This window comes from Janthinobacterium sp. GW823-FHT01H08 (genome assembly GCF_058797855.1).
Window position 1 is genome coordinate 1,361,008 of sequence record NZ_CM179504.1, and the last position, 14,886, is coordinate 1,375,893.

General features: G+C 62.9%; 13 protein-coding genes. 7 read left to right on the forward strand and 6 right to left on the reverse strand.

What is annotated here, in order from left to right; all coding sequences use genetic code 11:
• Window position 1 precedes the first annotated feature (1 nt).
• The 4 genes from AC3RCG_RS06110 to AC3RCG_RS06125 form a co-directional block, all read right to left on the reverse strand.
• Window positions 2-1,165, reverse strand: a complete 1,164-nt coding sequence (locus tag AC3RCG_RS06110; RefSeq protein ID WP_121668540.1) for a dipeptidase — start codon at window positions 1,163-1,165, stop codon at window positions 2-4.
• 11 nt (window positions 1,166-1,176) lie between these two features.
• Window positions 1,177-1,599 carry a VOC family protein gene (locus AC3RCG_RS06115; RefSeq protein WP_492404577.1) on the reverse strand — a complete coding sequence of 141 codons (423 nt, stop codon included), beginning with the start codon at window positions 1,597-1,599 and terminating at the stop codon, window positions 1,177-1,179.
• Between the two features lie 160 nt (window positions 1,600-1,759).
• Window positions 1,760-2,029: a hypothetical protein gene (locus AC3RCG_RS06120; protein WP_492404575.1), complete on the reverse strand. Its 270-nt coding sequence runs from the start codon at window positions 2,027-2,029 to the stop codon at window positions 1,760-1,762.
• A 142-nt stretch (window positions 2,030-2,171) separates the two neighbouring features.
• The gene (locus AC3RCG_RS06125; RefSeq protein WP_034754565.1) at window positions 2,172-2,654 is read right to left on the reverse strand and encodes a hypothetical protein; all 483 of its coding nucleotides are present in this window, start codon (window positions 2,652-2,654) and stop codon (window positions 2,172-2,174) included.
• Between the two features lie 310 nt (window positions 2,655-2,964).
• On the opposite strand from AC3RCG_RS06125, the gene AC3RCG_RS06130 reads away from it, so the two are divergent.
• Complete coding sequence (locus tag AC3RCG_RS06130; RefSeq protein WP_180279079.1) at window positions 2,965-3,900, forward strand: choice-of-anchor A family protein; 936 nt, start codon at window positions 2,965-2,967, stop codon at window positions 3,898-3,900.
• A 13-nt stretch (window positions 3,901-3,913) separates the two neighbouring features.
• Here the strand turns inward: AC3RCG_RS06130 and AC3RCG_RS06135 are convergent, their stop codons facing one another.
• Both AC3RCG_RS06135 and AC3RCG_RS06140 read right to left on the reverse strand, forming a co-directional pair.
• On the reverse strand, window positions 3,914-4,612 hold the full coding sequence (locus AC3RCG_RS06135) for a TetR/AcrR family transcriptional regulator (protein WP_492404572.1): 699 nt from the start codon (window positions 4,610-4,612) through the stop codon (window positions 3,914-3,916).
• Between the two features lie 10 nt (window positions 4,613-4,622).
• Entirely contained in the window at window positions 4,623-6,080 is a 1,458-nt protein-coding gene (locus AC3RCG_RS06140) for an aminotransferase-like domain-containing protein (protein ID WP_492404570.1), read from the reverse strand.
• 201 nt (window positions 6,081-6,281) lie between these two features.
• Here AC3RCG_RS06140 and aptA point away from each other — a divergent pair, with 201 nt between their 5' ends.
• The 6 genes from aptA (at window position 6,282) to hydA (ending at window position 14,878) form a co-directional block, all read left to right on the forward strand.
• Window positions 6,282-7,598 (forward strand): omega-aminotransferase AptA, encoded by a 1,317-nt coding sequence (gene aptA, locus AC3RCG_RS06145; protein WP_492404568.1) that lies wholly within the window; start codon window positions 6,282-6,284, stop codon window positions 7,596-7,598.
• Window positions 7,599-7,673: 75 nt separating this feature from the next.
• A complete protein-coding gene (locus AC3RCG_RS06150) occupies window positions 7,674-9,179 on the forward strand; it encodes a CoA-acylating methylmalonate-semialdehyde dehydrogenase (RefSeq protein WP_492404614.1) in 1,506 nt (501 codons plus the stop codon).
• 44 nt (window positions 9,180-9,223) lie between these two features.
• Complete coding sequence (locus AC3RCG_RS06155) at window positions 9,224-10,591, forward strand: NAD(P)-dependent oxidoreductase (RefSeq protein WP_492404567.1); 1,368 nt, start codon at window positions 9,224-9,226, stop codon at window positions 10,589-10,591.
• Complete coding sequence (gene preA / locus AC3RCG_RS06160; RefSeq protein WP_070219306.1) at window positions 10,591-11,871, forward strand: NAD-dependent dihydropyrimidine dehydrogenase subunit PreA; 1,281 nt, start codon at window positions 10,591-10,593, stop codon at window positions 11,869-11,871. The genes AC3RCG_RS06155 and preA overlap by 1 nt, the downstream gene beginning before the upstream one ends.
• Window positions 11,872-11,980: 109 nt before the next feature.
• Entirely contained in the window at window positions 11,981-13,465 is a 1,485-nt protein-coding gene (locus tag AC3RCG_RS06165) for an NCS1 family nucleobase:cation symporter-1 (protein WP_121668548.1), read from the forward strand.
• 21 nt (window positions 13,466-13,486) lie between these two features.
• Window positions 13,487-14,878: a dihydropyrimidinase gene (gene hydA / locus AC3RCG_RS06170; protein WP_492404564.1), complete on the forward strand. Its 1,392-nt coding sequence runs from the start codon at window positions 13,487-13,489 to the stop codon at window positions 14,876-14,878.
• Window positions 14,879-14,886 lie beyond the last annotated feature (8 nt).

Below are 14,886 nucleotides of genomic sequence, written 5' to 3' on the forward strand. Positions count from 1 at the left end.
TCTAGGCGTCATCGTCGGGCAGGTTCTTCAGCAGGAAGTCGCGCACGTTTTCGCCTGCCACGCGGCGGATCTGCGCTTCCGACAGTCCAGCATCCAGCAGCGCCTGCGTCAAGCGCGGCAAGCCCGCCGCGTCGATGGCCGTGGTGACGGCGCCGTCGAAGTCCGAGCCATAGGCCACGTGTTCGGCGCCGATCAGTTTGACCGTGTACTTGATGGCGCGCGCGATGGAGGCCACGTCCTTGCCGCAGACGGCCGTATTCCAGAAGCCGATACCCACCAGGCCGCCTTGGGCGGCGATGCGTTTCAGCTGGGCGTCGCTCAGGTTGCGCCCGTTGGCGCAGGTGCCGCGCACGCCCGTGTGCGACACCATCACGGGGCGTTTCGCCAACGTCAGTACGTCGTCGATGGTGGCCGGCGAGGCGTGCGCCAGGTCGACGATCATCTTGCGCTGCTCCATGGCGCGCAACCATTGCTTGCCCAGCGGCGTCAGGCCGCCTTTTTTCAGGCCGTGCTGGGAGCCGGACAGTTCCGTGTCGAAGAAATGCGTGGGCGCGGCCATGCGGTAGCCGGACTGGTACAGGGTGTCGAGATTGTCCAGCTTGCCTTCGAGCGCATGCGCGCCTTCCAGTGTCAGCCAGCCGGCCAGCAGGGCGGGGTCTTTTTCGCGCGCGGCGATGAAGCTGCGCAACTGGGCGCGGCTGCCGATGACGCGCACCTTGCCATGACTCTTTGCCGCTTGCTGGCGCAGCTCGTCGGCCTGCCAGGTGGCGCGCGCCAGCAGGCTGTTCCACGTGGCTGGCGGCAAGCCTTGCGCCACCACCAGGGCCGTGATGTTGTCCGTGTCGCTGCCATTACGCTCGATATTCATCTTGCGCGGCGTCTTGGTGACGACGGAAAAGGCTTGCAGCGCCACGTTGGCCCGCTGCAGGCGGGGAAAGTCGACGTGGCCGCGCTGGCTGTCGCGGTTCAGGTCGCGTTGCCATAGCAGGCTGTCGGCGTGCAGGTCGGCGATCCACAGGCTCTGATGCAGGGCCACAGTGGCTGCCGACGGCGCCTTGCCGGACGGGGGATGAATGCGGTTGAGATGTTCGTCGACGAGGACGGGAGCGGACAGGAAACCGCCGATCAGCGCAAGGCTGGCGGCGGTGAGGGTAGCGACAATCATTGTTCTCCGTTTTACCATGGATCGTAGGTGCCCAGGCTCCAGATGTGGCCTTCCGGGTCGCGGCAGGTAAAGCCCCGTCCGCCGTAATCTTCATCCTTGATGTCGAGCACGATCTCGGCGCCGGCTTCGCGCGCGCTGCGGTAGACGGCGTCGGCGTCGCTGACGACCAGGTAGCAGTTTTGCGTGTTGGCGCCGCCGATGTCGCTTGGCAGTTTCATCAGGCGGCCGTAGTCGCTGTCGAGGGCGGGTGCCACCATGACCATGCCGTTGCCAAAGCTCAGTTGCGCATGGGCGACACCACCATTGCCGTCAGGCACGATCAATTGTTTTTCGAAACCGAGTGCCTTGCACAGCCATTCGATGGCGGCGGGCGCGTCGCGGTAGCGCAGGCAGGGAATGGTCGTATTTACTGTAGCTTTTGCTGTCGTGGTCATCAGAAAACTCCTATGGCTGAGGGGGAGTAGCTTCGATCATGGATACTGCGTAGCGTTCCGTATCAAATCCTTCCATTTGGATGGTTTTGATGCCCGTCAGTGCCGCGCCCATCCATAGTGCCATAGAACCATCATTGCACTCTTGCCACGCCGCAAATTTTTATTGCGGCGAATGCTGCGAACCCGACGCTTTCTGATCTGTGCCGGCATCGTCGTTGTTGCTTGCCCATCTCAGCAGCATGACGAGGGCAAACAGCATGATGGCCAGCGGCAAGATGGTGATCAGGAACGCCAGGCCCAGGCAGCAGACCAGCAGCATGGGCCAGGACATGGCGCGCAAGGCAGCCATCCCCTGGCGCGCGTAAGCGCACAGTTCGTTCCAGAAAGCGCTGAAGGAAGTGCTGCCCGGTGCCGAATTGATGTCTTTCATGCCGTTCTCCTGTCGTGTGGGTGCCGCTGCCGTATGCATGCTGGCAATGAAACCACTATAGGCAAATCCTTGCTGCCGGGTATGGCGTATGCGACGAATGGCAGGAATGGCGGACCGAACGGCGACAGGCAACGACAAACGGTTACTCGAATACCTTCAGTTTCAGCTGGAAACTGAGCGCGCCATACAGGCGGTCCTTGTAGGAGGGTACGATGGCGATATTCACGCCCACGCGCTGGTATTCATAGCTGATGGTGGGGACCAGGGCCGGGAACCAGCCGCCATCGCGCATCTTCGGATAGCCGCTGAAGCCGCCAACGACGGCGCCGATGCGCAGCGGGCCCACCTTGATCGGCTGGTAGTACACGCCCAGGTAATTCGAGTAGGCGCGGTCGCTATTGTAGAAGCGGCCGGCCGTGACCGACGCGACCGTGGAGAAGCGGTATTCGGCGCCCAGGCCCGGATTGCTGTCGTTCAGGTTCTTGTCGCGCTGAAAGTGATACGAATAAAAGCCCGCGTTGAGCCAGGTTTCGCTGAGCGGCTGGTTGTCGATCATGTTAAACACATCGGCGTGCGCGCCGCAGGCATATGCCAGCATCAGTGCGCCTAGGGACAATCGTTTCATGCGTGCTTCATCCTTATGATTTCATACTTTGTGGGCTGGCCTGGTCTGGCGCTGCCGCGATCGTATCACCAAGTTGGCTGCGCTTCTAAGCAATATTGAAAGTGCAGAACAGACGGCTGTTTGCCCGTCTGTTTTCAGCGTCAGCCGGATGGCTGCGGCGTTCTCCGGGCAGCGCCAGGAGAATGATTCCCGTCGAGCAACTATGTTTTCATTATTGTTACAAAAGTTGTTGGTTTGCGACATATTAAAGCGAATGGATATGATATTCTGACGTCAAGTTAATTTTCTTTTTGGAAATAAAATGTCAATCATGCCTAAATCATCATTCGTTCTCGTTCTGTCGACCGTGTTTGCCGCCGGCGCCGCGCAAGCCGGTGTTGTCGATTTGGGCATCGGTGGCGCCAATTTGTATTCCCTCAGTAACTTCAGCGCGTCCGGCAGCGATGTCGAAGGCGGCGTGCTGGTCGCCGGTAACTTGACGGCATCGAACTATTCGGTCAATGACAAGAACAAGGATGCCTACGTCACGCATGGCAACACCGGCTATGCGCTGGTGGTTGGCGGCAACCTGAACTACAGCTCCGGCTCGATCAAGAACGGCAATTACTATGTGGGCGGCAGCACGACGACGAGCAGCGTGGGCCTGAACACGGCTAGCAAGACCACGGTGTCGCCCGTGTCGTTCGCCACGACGTCGGCGCAGCTGAAAAACACCTCGACCTCGCTGGCCAACGTGGCCGCGACGGGCAGCAGCTCGGTGGCCTATGGCGGCATGACCCTGAAGGGCGGCACGGGCAATGTGCAAGTGTTCGACCTGACTTCCGCGGCGCTGGGCTCGGTGAACAACTTCAAGTTCAGCAATCTGCACACGAACGACACCCTGATCCTCAATATCAGCGGCACGAATGTGAACCTGTCCGGTGGCTACGGCGATTTCAGCAAATACAATGTGCTGTACAACTTCTATGAAGCGCAAACCATCACCTTGAACGGCGTGGGCCTGTACGGCAGCGTCCTGGCGCCGCTGGCGACCCTGGCCGGTGGCAATGGCCAGATCAACGGCAGCGTCGTGGTGGGGAACTGGGCCTCGAACATCCAGGTCAATGCGAACCATTATTTCAACGCTACCAACGTGTCCGGTTATGTGTCGGCCGTGCCGGAACCGGAAACCTATGCGATGCTGCTGGCAGGCCTGGGCATGATCGGCTTCATGGCGCGCCGCCGCAAGAACAGGACGGCTGCGTAAGCGTTCGCGCCGTTCAGAAAACCGCCTGTCGAGGCGGTTTTTTTTCGCCTGCCGGCGGCATGGCCACCGCCGCCAGCACCATGTGCGCGATCAGGATTTCGGCGTCCTCATAGTCCTTGCGCGTGAGCTGCTTGCGTTCCAGCACCAGGGCCATCTGTGCCGAAAAATCCGCATACGATTGGGTCATGGCCCAGATGGCGAACATCAGGTGCGTGGCGTTGACAGGCGCGATCCGGCCGGCGGCGATCCACGCTTCGAAGACGGCGATATCCTTGCGCAGCAGGGGCACGACCCGGTCGCGTATCTGCGCGCCGTACAGGGGCGCGCCATTGATCACTTCCAGCGCATACACGCGCGAGGCCCATGGCTGTTCGCGCGAAAAACGCAGCTTGGCGCCGATATACGCGCGCAGCACGTCGCGCGGCTCGTCGTGTTCATTGGCCAGCATGTCCATGCGCGCCAGCCAGTCGTCGAGCACGTCGTCGAGCACGCGCTGGTACAGCAGCTGCTTGGACGGGAAGTAATACATCAGGTTTTGCTTCGACAGGCCGGCCCGCTCGGCGATGGTGGCGATCGACGCGCCCTCATAGCCGCATTCGGCGAACGCGCGCACGGCTTGCTCCAGGATGTCCGCTTCCAGGCGGTCGCGGTTTTGCAAACGCCGGCCGCCGGCATTTTTCACGGGAAGGGCAGGGGATTTGTCGCTGACCATGGCGGTTTCTTTAGCGTGGGCGTATCGATTGCAGGAAGGCCTGCAGCACGGGGGTATCGGTGTAGGCCACGTTGAAGCGGAACCACACCGTCTCGGGCGCGCGCAGCATGAAAAATTCGTTCGGCGACAGCAGGATGCCCGCCTTCAAGGCCATGTCGGCGATGACCTTGCCGTTCCATTCCGGCGTTTGCACGTCGGGCCAGCCGGCGCTGACGAACATGCCGCCGCGGGGCCGCGCCACGGGCGCCATGCCCGCCTGCGCCAGGCAGTCGATGCTGCGCTCGCGGGCCGCATCGAGCTGCGCCACGAGCCGTTCGACCATGCGCTTGTAGGGTCGCGCGCAGATGGCGTGGTAGACGGCGCGCTCGTTGATTTCCGACGTCGTCAGTCCCGCCAGCATTTTGACGCGCACCAGTTCGGCCACCAGCGGCGGCGAGGCGCAAATCGATCCCACGCGCAGCACGGGCGAGAGGGTCTTGGAAAAACTGCCCACGCGGATCACGCGGCGCAAGCCGTCCATCGCCGCCAGCGACGCTTCGCCGCGCGCCGCCAGTTCGCGGTAGATATCGTCTTCCACCAGCCAGAAATCGAATTGCTCGGCCAGTGCCAGCAGGCGGTGCGCCTGCGCCTGGGTGAGCGATGTACCGAGCGGATTTTGCAGCACCGTGTTGACGAACATGAGTTTCGGCTGCGTGCGCGCGGCTTCAACGGCCAGCGCATCGAGATCGAGGCCCGCCTCGCCGCGTGCAATGCCCACGGGGATGCAGCCGTGGTGGCGTATCAGCGACTGCAGATTGCTGTAGCCGGGGTCTTCCACCAGCACCGTGTCGCCCGGCTTGGTCAGGCTGCGCAGGATCAAGTCAAAAGCATGCGTGGCGCCGTGCGTCAGCAGGACCTGGTCCGGCTCGACCTGGAACAGCTCTTCCGACAGGCTGCTTGCCAGGTGCTGGCGCAGCGAGGGAAAGCCGAGAGGGTGGCCATAGCCGCGCAGGCGGCTGGCGGGAATGCGCATGGCCTGGCGCACGGCGTCGAGCACGGTCGCTTCGCCATACATCTCGGGCGGCAGCCAGCCCGCTCCCACGGGCAGCGCGTCTGACACGCCCGAATACAGGTCCGGCGTGAGGGCGTCGATGGCCGTGGGGCTGGCGTGCACAGCCAATTGCGGCGAGGCGGCGATGTCGTGGCGCGCGACGAAATAGCCGGAACCGCGCCGCGACGACAGCAAACCGAGGTTGACCAGGCGGTCATACGATTCGACGACGGTAAACGTCGACACGCCATTGCAGCGGGCGAACTGGCGCACGGACGGCATGCGCGTGCCGATGCGCAGGGCGCGGCTGCCCACCATGACGCTGATGGCGATGACGATCTGCTCGACGAGGCCGCCCTTCTTCTGGCGGTCGATGTCGAGCACAGGCCAGCCGCTGGCTTGCTCGGGGGCATCGTCTGTGCTGTCGCTGTGCTTCACGGTGGCTCCTTATGCTGCCTTGCACAAAAAACTGTAGTGGTTTTTCGACCTGTACGGTTGGGATACTTTGCCGTTTGTGTATCTGTGCCATTGGGGATGGCCTGTCTATTATTACATCAGCTTTTTGCCAACTGGTAAATTATTTTACGCTTCGTCAAAAACGATCCTGGCCCCGCGCCAGCCCATCCCAAGGAGAAGGTCATGAACGAAACAAGGCCGGAATCGATGTCGGCATTCTGGATGCCGTTTACGAATAACCGTGATTTCAAGGCCCATCCGCGTTTGCTGGTGTCGGCCGAAGGCATGTACTACAAGGACGTCGATGGCAACGCCATCCTCGATGGCACGGCGGGACTGTGGTGCGTGCCGTGCGGCCATGCGCAGCCGAAAATCGTCGGCGCCATCCGCGACATGGTGGGCCAGCTCGACTTCGCCCCCACTTTCCAGATGGGCCATCCGGCCGCCTTCGACCTGGCGGAAAAACTGATGGACTACACGGGCCACAAGTTCGGCCACGTGTTTTATACGAACTCCGGCTCCGAAGCCGTCGATACGGCGTTGAAGATCGCGCTGGCCTACCACCGGGCGCGCGGCGAGGGCGCGCGCACGCGCCTGATCGGCCGCGAACGCGGTTACCACGGCGTGGGCTTCGGCGGCATTTCCGTGGGCGGCATCGGCGGCAACCGCAAGACCTTCGGCCCCTTGCTGCCGGGCGTGGACCACCTGCCGCACACGCATAACCTGGACAAGAATGCCTACACGGTGGGCGAACCCGAATACGGCACCCACCTGGCCGATGAACTCGAGCGCATCGTCGCCCTGCACGACGCCTCGACGATCGCCGCCGTCATCGTCGAACCGGTGGCCGGTTCCACAGGCGTGCTGATCCCGCCGAAAGGCTATCTGAAACGCTTGCGCGAACTGTGCACCAAGCACGGCATCCTGTTGATTTTCGATGAAGTGATCACGGGCTTCGGCCGCATGACGACGCCGTTCGCGGCCGACTATTTCGACGTCGAGCCGGACCTGATGACGACGGCCAAGGGCCTGACCAACGGCATGGTGCCGATGGGCGCCGTATTCAGCAAAAAGTATATCCACGATGCCTTCATGGATGCGCCACCGGGCATCGAACTGTTCCACGGCTATACGTATTCCGGCCACCCGCTGGCCTGCGCCGCCTCGCTGGCCACCTTGCAGGTGTTCGAGGAGCAGGACATCCTGGGCCACGCTAAAGCGATGCAGGCGTATTGGAGCGATGCAGTGCATTCCTTGAAAGGTTTGCCGCACGTGATCGACCTGCGCAGCATCGGCCTGATCGCCGGCATCGAACTCGATCCCATCGCCGGCAAGCCGGGCACGCGCGCCTTCAGCGCCTTCAAGCAAGCCTTCGCCGACGGTGTGCTGATACGCACGACGGGCGACATCATCGCGCTGTCGCCGCCGCTGGTGCTGGAAAAACAGCATGTCGACGAGCTGTTCGGCAAGCTGGCCACGGTGCTGAAGAACCTTGATTAAGCCCCGGGGTCAGACCCGCCGGGTCTGACCCCAGAATTTGCCCTTGGGGTAAAGAGAGGAAATAACGTGAACCAAATTAACACACAGCTCGACACCATCACCCACTACATCAACGGCGCCAAAATCGACACCCAAAGCGGCCGCTACGGCGACGTCTACAACCCGGCCCTGGGCGAGCCTGTGGCGCGCGTGGCGCTGGGCACCGTGGAAGACGTGGACGCGGCCGTGCAGGCGGCCTCCGCCGCCTTCCCCTCGTGGTCGGCCACGCCGCCGCTGACGCGCGCCAGGGTCCTGTTCCGCTACCTGCAGCTGTGCCAGCAGCACACGGACGAATTTGCCGCCATGCTCACGCGCGAGCATGGCAAGACCTTTGCCGATGCGCAGGGCGAAGTGGCGCGCGGCATCGAGATGGTGGAATTTGCCGTCGGCATACCGCAACTGCTGAAGGGCGAATTCACGGACCAGATTTCGCGCGGCATCGACGCCTGGTCCATGCGCCAGGCTCTCGGCGTGGTGGCCGGCATCACGCCGTTTAACTTTCCCGTGATGGTGCCGATGTGGATGTTCCCGGTGGCGATTGCCTGCGGCAATACCTTCGTCTTGAAACCGTCCGAGCGCGATCCGTCCGCGTCGCTGCTGCACGCGAAATTGCTCAAGGATGCAGGTTTACCCGACGGTGTCTTCAACGTGGTACAGGGAGACAAGGTGACGGTCGACGCCTTGCTCGACCACCCCGTCGTGCAGGCGATCAGCTTTGTCGGCTCGACGCCGATCGCCGAATACATCTATGCGCGCGGCAGCGCCAGCGGCAAGCGCGTGCAAGCCCTGGGCGGCGCGAAAAACCACATGGTGGTGATGCCCGACGCGGACATGGAGATGACGGTCGACGCGCTGATCGGCGCGGCCTACGGATCGGCGGGCGAGCGTTGCATGGCCATCTCCGTCGTGGTGGCCGTGGGCGACGCGGGCGACAAGTTGATCGATGCACTGGCAACGCGCACGGCCGCACTGAAAGTGCGCGACGGTATGGAAGATGGTGCGGAAATGGGACCGGTCGTGTCGCTGGCGGCCAAGCAGCGTATCGAAAAACTGATCGCCTCCGGCGTGGAGCAGGGCGCGACTTTGGTGGTCGATGGACGCAACCATGTGGTGCCTGGCCGCGAGAACGGTTTCTTTGTCGGCGGCACCTTGTTCGACCACGTGACGCGCGACATGAGCATCTACAAGGAAGAAATTTTCGGCCCCGTGCTGTGCGTGCTGCGGTGTCCTGATGTGGTGCAGGCAGTGGAGCTGATCAACGCCAACGAGTATGGCAACGGCGTGGCCATCTACACGCGCGACGGCGGCGTGGCGCGCGAATTCGTGCGCCAGATCCAGGTCGGCATGGTGGGCGTCAACATCCCCTTGCCCGTGCCGATGGCCTTCAACAGTTTCGGCGGCTGGAAGCGCAGCATGTTCGGCGACCACCACGCGTATGGCCCCGAAGGCGTGCGCTTCTACACGCGCCACAAGGCCGTGATGCAGCGCTGGCCGAACACGGCAAGCGCTGGTGTGGAATTTGCTTTTCCCCAGATGAAGTAAGAGTTTTAAGTCAAACATTGGCCGCACAAAAAAAGGAAACCGCGATGATCGAGTCCTTGAGTTATTTACCGCATTCCGCCCTGCCCAATGAGGAATTGGCGGGCCATTTCACGGACCTGGCGCCGCCCCTGACGGCGCGCCAGGCCGCCATCGAAAGCGCCCGCTGCCTGTATTGCTACGACGCGCCGTGCAGCCGCATCTGTCCGTCGGAAATCGACGTGGCCAGCTTCATCCGCAATATCCACGACAAGAACATCAACGGCGCCGCCGCCGGCATCCTGAAACAGAACATCCTGGGCGGCAGCTGCGCGCGCGTCTGCCCGACGGAAATCCTGTGCGAAGACGTCTGCGTGCGCAACCACGACGCCGAAGGCCAGCCCGTGAAAATCGGCCTGCTGCAGCGCTACGCGGTCGACCACATGCGGTTTGCCAGCCATCCGTTCAAGCGCGCGGCTGCCACCGGCAAGACCATCGCCATCATCGGCGCGGGACCAGCCGGCCTGTCGTGCGCGCACCGCCTGGCCATGCTGGGCCACGACGTGGTGATCTTTGAAAAAGAGGGCAAGGCGGGCGGCCTGAATGAATACGGCATCGCCAAGTACAAGCTGACGGACGATTTCGCGCAGAAGGAGGTTGAATTTTTAATGGGCATCGGCGGCATCGCCATCCGATGTCGCCAGACGCTGGGCGAAAACGTGCAGCTGCGCGACTTGCATGCGCAGTACGACGCTGTCTTCCTCGGCCTGGGCCTGGGCGCCAGCCGCAAGCTGGGCTTGACGGGCGAGGACGCACCGGGCTTGCTGGCCGCCGTCGATTACATCGCCGCGCTGCGCCAGGCGGATGACCTGGCCGCGCTGCCCGTGCCGAAACGCGCGATCGTGATTGGCGCCGGCAATACGGCCATCGACATGGCCGTGCAGATTCAGCGTCTGGGCGCCGAGGAAGTCACCCTGGTCTACCGGCGCGGTTTCGACGCCATGACGGCCACCCACCATGAACAGGAGATCGCCAAGGCGAACCAGGTGCGCATGCTGACGTGGGCCCAGCCGCAGCAGGTGCTGCTCGATAGCGGGGGCAAGGTGGCCGGCATGCGTTTCGAGAAAACCCGCATGCAGGGCACGCGCCTGGCGGGCACGGGCGAAACGTTCGACGTGGCGGCCGACGCCATCTTCAAGGCCATCGGCCAGAGCCTCGATACGCAGCTGCTGCATGACCCGATGGCGTCGTTGCTGCAGCGTGAAGGCGACAAGATCGCCGTCGACGCGGGTTTCCGCACTGTGCTGCCGGGGATCTACGCGGGCGGCGACTGCGTGGCGCCGGGGCAGGACTTGACGGTGCAGGCCGTCCAGCATGGCAAGCTGGCCGCACTGGCCATCCATTCCGATCTGTTCAATAAAGTGGAGGCTGCATAATGGCTGATCTCAGCATCGAATTTTGCGGCATCAAGGCGCCGAATCCCTTCTGGCTGGCGTCCGCACCGCCGACCGACAAGGCGTATAACGTGGTGCGCGCCTTCGAGGCGGGGTGGGGTGGCGTCGTGTGGAAAACGCTCGGTGAAGACCCTGCCGCCGTCAACGTCTCGTCGCGCTATTCCGCCCTGTACGGCAAGAACCGCGAAGTGGTGGGCTTCAACAACATCGAGCTGATTACCGACCGCTCTCTGGAGATCAACCTGCGCGAAATCACGCAGGTGAAAAAGGACTGGCCCGACCGCGCCATGATCGTCTCCCTGATGCTGCCTTGCGAAGAGCACTACTGGGCCGACATCCTGCCCAAGGTCGAGGCGACGGGGGCGGACGGCATCGAGCTCAATTTCGGCTGCCCGCACGGCATGCCGGAGCGGGGCATGGGCGCGGCCGTGGGCCAGGTGCCCGAGTACGTGCAGATGGTGACCGCCTGGTGCAAGAAACACAGCCGACTGCCCGTCATCGTCAAGCTCACGCCCAACATCACGGACGTGCGGATGCCGGCGCGCGCGGCCAAGGCGGGCGGCGCGGACGCCGTCTCGCTGATCAACACCATCAACTCGATCACCTCGCTGGACCTGGACCGCATGGTGGCCTTGCCCATCGTGGGCGGCGCCAGCACGCATGGCGGCTATTGCGGCGCGGCCGTGAAACCCATCGCGCTGAACATGGTGGCGGAAATCGCCCGCGATCCGCAGACGCGCGGCTTGCCCATTTCCGGCATCGGCGGCATCGGCAACTGGCGCGACGCGGCCGAATTCATCGCCCTGGGCGCCGGCTGCGTGCAGGTGTGCACGGCCGCCATGCTGCATGGCTTCCGCATCGTCGAAGAAATGAAGGATGGCCTGTCGCGCTGGATGGACGAGAAGGGCTATGCACGCATCAGCGATTTTTCCGGCAAGGCCGTGGCCAACACGACGGACTGGAAATACCTGGACATGAATTACCAGGTGATCGCGCAGATTAACCAGGACGACTGCATCAAATGCGGCAAGTGCTACGTGGCTTGCGAAGACACCTCGCACCAGTCGATTGCGCAACTGATCGACGCCGCCGGCACGCGCACATATGAAGTGATCAAGGAGGAATGCGTGGGCTGCAACCTGTGCGAAATCACCTGTCCGGTGCAGGGCTGCATCACGATGGTGCCGCAGGCCACGGGCAAGCCGTACATGAACTGGACGCAGGATCCGCGCAACCCCCGGGCATTGGCGGAATCGGTATAGGGCACGTTTTTTGCGTACGCATATTTTATAAACAGTTGCCCAACTTTGCAGTAAGCTAGGCCGCAGCCGTTTTTAAAACGCCCAACCTCCCAACCGATGGAGCAACCCTGTGAACCACGACTATTCAGGCAACACGCAACTCTGGAATGAAGACCTGGCGCCCACCACGGCGGCGCAGCGCACCTGGCGCTGGTATCACTTCGCCGCGCTGTGGGTGGGCATGGTGATGTGCATTCCCGCCTACACCCTGTCGGCCAGCCTGATCGACAGCGGCATGTCCGGCTACCAGGCCGTGCTCACGGTATTTCTCGCCAACGCCATCGTGCTCTTGCCCATGCTGCTGATCGGCCATGCGGGCACCAAGTACGGCATCCCGTATGCCGTGCTGGCGCGCGCCTCGTTCGGCACCATGGGCGCGCGCCTGCCGGCCCTGATGCGCGCCATCGTCGCCTGCGGCTGGTACGGCATCCAGACCTGGTTCGGCGGGCAGATGATTTACACGCTGATGGGCGTGCTGATGGGGCATGAGCTGGGCGGCGAGAAGATCGCTGGCCTGGGCATCAACGGTAGCCAGCTGCTGTGCTTCCTGGCCTTCTGGGCCATCCAGTTCTATTACATCCTGCATGGCATGGAATCGATCCGCAAGCTCGAGACCTACACGGCGCCCTTGAAAATCCTGATCTGCTTCGTGCTGCTGTACTGGGTGCACAGCAAGGCCGGCGGCGTGGCCAGCCTGCTGGACCAGCCATCGCAATTCATCCCCGGCGGCAAAAAGGCGGGCCAGTTCTGGAGCGTCTTCTGGCCGTCGCTCACCGCCATGGTGGGCTTCTGGGCCACCTTGGCATTGAACATTCCCGACTTCACGCGCTTTGCCAAGACGCAGCGCGACCAGATCGTGGGCCAGTCGGTCGGCTTGCCCGTGCCGATGGGTTTGCTGGCCATGCTGGCCGTGATCGTCACTGCCGGTTCGGTCGTCATGTACGGCAAGGCCATCTGGGACCCCGTCGACCTGGCCAGCCGCATGACGGGCGCCGCCGTGCTGATCGCCCTGATCATCCTCCTGATCGACACGGTCAGCGTCAACCTGGCGGCCAACCTGGTGGGGCCTGCGTACGACTTTTCCTCGCTGGCGCCGAAGCAGATTTCATACAAGATGGGCGGCTACATCACGGCCTTCATCGCCATCGTCATGATGCCGTGGAAGGTGCTTGAGTCGACACAGGGCTATATCTTCACTTGGCTGATCGGCTACTCGGCCTTGCTGGGCCCCATCGCCGGCATCCTCATCGTCGACTATTACTTTGTGCGCAAGACGCAGCTCGACGTCAGGCAGTTGTACCGCGACGACGGCGTCTACTCGTATGGCAATGGCTGGAACATGGCGGCGCTGATCGCCTTTGTCATCGCCGTGCTGCCGAATATCCCGGGCTTTCTGAATGCGGCCTTTCCCACGGCGTTTCCCGGCGTGGGCGAAGGCTTCAAAACCATCTATACCTACGCCTGGTTCGTGGGCGTGGCCATCGCCGCAGTCGTCTACGGCGTCATGATGAAGGGCAAGGTAGCTGCGCTCGTACAGCAGGCGCCCCAGTCCTGATCTTTTCGAGAAGGAGACAAGATGACTACACTGATACGTGGCGGTACCGTCGTCAACGCCGACCGCGCGTTTCGCGCCGATGTGCTGATCGAGGGCGACACGATCGCCGCCGTCGGCGAGAACCTGCCCGTGCCGGCTGGCGCCACCGTGATCGACGCGGGCGGCCTGTACGTGATGCCGGGCGGGATAGATACGCACACGCACATGAACCTCCCTTTCATGGGCACGGTGACGTCCGACGATTTTTTCACGGGCACGGCGGCGGGCCTGGCCGGCGGCACCACCACCATCATGGACTTCGTCATTCCCGCGCCGAAGCAGTCGCTGATCGAGGCGTATCACCAGTGGCGCGCGTGGTCGGCCAAGGCGGCCGGCGACTATACCTTCCACGTGGCGATCACCTGGTGGAGCGAGCAGGTACATGAAGAGATGGGAGTGCTGGTGCGCGAGCATGGCGTGAACAGCTTCAAGCACTTCATGGCCTATAAAAACGCCATCATGGCCGACGATGAAACCTTGGTGAAAAGCTTTACCCGCTCGCTGGAACTGGGGGCGCTGCCCACCGTCCATGCGGAAAACGGCGAACTGGTTTTCCAGTTGCAGCAAGCCCTGCTCAAAAAAGGCATCACCGGGCCGCAGGCGCACCCGCTGTCGCGCCCTCCCGCCGTGGAAGCGGAGGCGGCCAACCGCGCCATCGCGATCGCCAACGTTTTGAATACCCCCGTGTACATCGTGCACGTCTCGTGCGCGGAGTCGCTCGACGCCATCACGCGCGCGCGCGCCAACGGGCAACGCGTATATGGCGAAGCGCTGGCGGGCCACCTGGTGATCGACGACAGCGTCTACCAGAGCGACGATTTCGACTACGTGGCGGGCCACGTCATGAGCCCGCCGTTCCGCGGCAAGCACCATCAATCGGCCCTGTGGCACGGCCTGCAAAGCGGCAACCTGCACACGACGGCCACCGATCACTGCACCTTTTGCGCCGAGCAGAAGGCGGCCGGCAAGAACGACTTTACGCGCATCCCGAACGGCTGCGGCGGCGTCGAGGAACGCATGGCCGTGGTGTGGGATGCTGGCGTCAATTCGGGCATGCTCACCCCCTCAGAATTCGTCAAGGTGTCATCGACCAATGCGGCGCAGATCTTCAATATGTATCCACGCAAGGGCGTCATCGCCGCAGGCAGCGATGCCGATATCGTGCTGTGGGACCCGCAAGGCACGCGCACCATTTCCGCCGCCACCCAGTTCGCCAAGGGAGGCTTCAATGTCTTCGAAGGGCGCACCGTGCGCGGCATCCCCCGCACCACGATTGCCGCCGGCAAGGTGGTGTTCCACCAGGGCGAACTGACGGCCGTCGAAGGGGCAGGGCGCTATATCGAACGCCCCGCCTTTTCCGCCACGACCGCATAAGGAGTTGA

What these genes read in the sequence shown, in the direction of transcription:
- AC3RCG_RS06110 (WP_121668540.1), bottom strand. Translation starts at nt 1,165, where the DNA reads ATGATTGTCGCTACCCTCACCGCCGCCAGCCTTGCGCTGATCGGCGGT.
- AC3RCG_RS06115 (WP_492404577.1), bottom strand. Translation starts at nt 1,599, where the DNA reads ATGACCACGACAGCAAAAGCTACAGTAAATACGACCATTCCCTGCCTG.
- AC3RCG_RS06120 (WP_492404575.1), bottom strand. Translation starts at nt 2,029, where the DNA reads ATGAAAGACATCAATTCGGCACCGGGCAGCACTTCCTTCAGCGCTTTC.
- AC3RCG_RS06125 (WP_034754565.1), bottom strand. Translation starts at nt 2,654, where the DNA reads ATGAAACGATTGTCCCTAGGCGCACTGATGCTGGCATATGCCTGCGGC.
- AC3RCG_RS06130 (WP_180279079.1), top strand. Translation starts at nt 2,965, where the DNA reads ATGCCTAAATCATCATTCGTTCTCGTTCTGTCGACCGTGTTTGCCGCC.
- AC3RCG_RS06135 (WP_492404572.1), bottom strand. Translation starts at nt 4,612, where the DNA reads ATGGTCAGCGACAAATCCCCTGCCCTTCCCGTGAAAAATGCCGGCGGC.
- aptA (WP_492404568.1), top strand. Translation starts at nt 6,282, where the DNA reads ATGAACGAAACAAGGCCGGAATCGATGTCGGCATTCTGGATGCCGTTT.
- AC3RCG_RS06155 (WP_492404567.1), top strand. Translation starts at nt 9,224, where the DNA reads ATGATCGAGTCCTTGAGTTATTTACCGCATTCCGCCCTGCCCAATGAG.
- preA (WP_070219306.1), top strand. Translation starts at nt 10,591, where the DNA reads ATGGCTGATCTCAGCATCGAATTTTGCGGCATCAAGGCGCCGAATCCC.
- hydA (WP_492404564.1), top strand. Translation starts at nt 13,487, where the DNA reads ATGACTACACTGATACGTGGCGGTACCGTCGTCAACGCCGACCGCGCG.